The organism is Streptococcus pseudopneumoniae, assembly GCF_038148935.1.
In the GTDB taxonomy this organism is placed as follows: domain Bacteria; phylum Bacillota; class Bacilli; order Lactobacillales; family Streptococcaceae; genus Streptococcus; species Streptococcus pseudopneumoniae_U.
The window spans coordinates 1-1,895 of sequence record NZ_JBBJZX010000158.1 but is presented as its reverse complement, the minus strand read 5'-3'; the positions used below and the strand labels follow the sequence as shown (position 1 = coordinate 1,895).

General features: G+C 38.2%; 1 protein-coding gene and 1 pseudogene. One reads left to right on the top strand and one right to left on the bottom strand.

The annotated features are described in order from the left end of the window. Positions 1-1,265: ATP-binding cassette domain-containing protein (locus tag WKI42_RS10265; RefSeq protein ID WP_368081870.1), on the bottom strand; the 1,265-nt coding region annotated here is incomplete at its 3' end. 205 nt (positions 1,266-1,470) lie between these two features. On the opposite strand from WKI42_RS10265, the pseudogene WKI42_RS10260 reads away from it, so the two are divergent. Continuing rightward, positions 1,471-1,895: pseudogene (locus WKI42_RS10260) on the top strand (tryptophan--tRNA ligase); the annotation flags it as partial.

Here is a 1,895-nt window from a genome sequence, read left to right as displayed (position 1 = left end):
AGGAAGCCACGTAGGAAAGTATTGTCATCTTCTTCTTTACTTGCGAATTGACGCAACCAGTCAAGGATTGACTCTCCCCCTGCAAAATCGGCCGAGTTATCTTTTGGCAAGTAAGAACGGCTAGTAGTAACTCCCCACTTGACAGTTCCTTCATAGTCAATGTCTCCCATGATTGCACGAATCAATGCAGTCGTTTGGATATCATTTTGTCCAATAAGCGCTGTTTTATCACCTGGACGCAAAATAAAGCTGATATTATCTAAAATAGTCTCACCATCAATCTTTACAGTTAGATTTTCTACTGTCAAGAGATCATTACCAATCTCACGCTCCGCTTTAAAGTTGATAAATGGATATTTACGACTAGATGGTACAATTTCTTCAAGTTCAATCTTATCAAGCATTTTCTTACGTGATGTTGCTTGTCTTGATTTAGAAGCATTAGCAGAGAAACGAGCAACGAACTCTTGCAATTGTTTAATTTTTTCTTCTGCTTTGGCATTACGGTCTGCTAGCAATTTAGCAGCGAGTTCAGAAGATTCCTTCCAGAAGTCATAGTTTCCGACATAGAGTTTGATTTTTCCGAAGTCAAGGTCGGCCATGTGAGTACATACTTTGTTTAAGAAGTGACGGTCGTGGGATACTACGATAACGGTGTTATCAAAGTCAATCAAGAAGTCTTCTAACCAAGTAATCGATTGGATATCCAAACCGTTGGTAGGCTCGTCCAAAAGAAGAACATCAGGTTTACCAAAAAGTGCTTTGGCAAGGAGAACCTTTACTTTCTCACCGTTGGCCAATTCGCTCATGTTTTGGTAGTGTAATTCTTCTGGAATGTTTAGGTTTTGAAGGAGTTGAGAGGCTTCGCTTTCTGCTTCCCAGCCTCCAAGCTCAGCAAACTCTCCTTCGAGTTCGGCAGCACGAACCCCGTCCTCGTCTGAGAAATCTTCCTTCATGTAGATAGCATCTTTCTCTTTCATGATGCTATAAAGTTTTTCATTTCCCATGATAACGACATCAATGGCACGTTCATCTTCATAGTCAAAGTGATTTTGACGGAGAACAGAGAGACGCTCATCTGGACCAAGAGAGATGTGACCAGTAGTAGGTTCGATATCTCCAGCTAAAATTTTTAAAAAGGTTGATTTTCCGGCACCATTAGCACCGATTAATCCATAAGTATTTCCTTCTGTAAATTTGATATTGACATCATCAAAAAGTTTGCGATCACTAAAACGTAGTGAAACATCAGATACTGTAAGCAATGTTTTTCTCCTATATGTGTAATATATTTATTCTACTAGAAAATACGGAAATATTCAAATTTTTATCTGTCAATTTTGTGTAAATTATATTTACATTATACTTTACACAAATCCGTGAATAGTAAGGTTGATTTATTTTGATAAATTGCGGTTATTTCATTAAAAAAATGCTATAATTGAAGGGACTATATCGAAGGAGAACAAAATGACTAAACCCATTATTTTAACAGGAGACCGTCCAACAGGAAAATTGCATATTGGACATTATGTTGGAAGTCTCAAAAATCGAGTATTATTACAGGAAGAGGATAAGTATGATATGTTTGTGTTCTTGGCTGACCAACAAGCCTTGACAGATCATGCCAAAGATCCTCAAACCATTGTAGAGTCTATCGGAAATGTGGCTTTGGATTACCTTGCAGTTGGATTGGATCCAAGTAAGTCAACTATTTTTATTCAAAGCCAGATTCCAGAGTTGGCTGAGTTGTCTATGTATTATATGAATCTGGTTTCATTAGCACGTCTGGAGCGTAATCCAACTGTCAAGACAGAAATTGCTCAGAAAGGATTTGGAGAAAGCATTCCGACAGGATTCTTGGTCTATCCAATAGCTCAAGCAGCTGACATCAC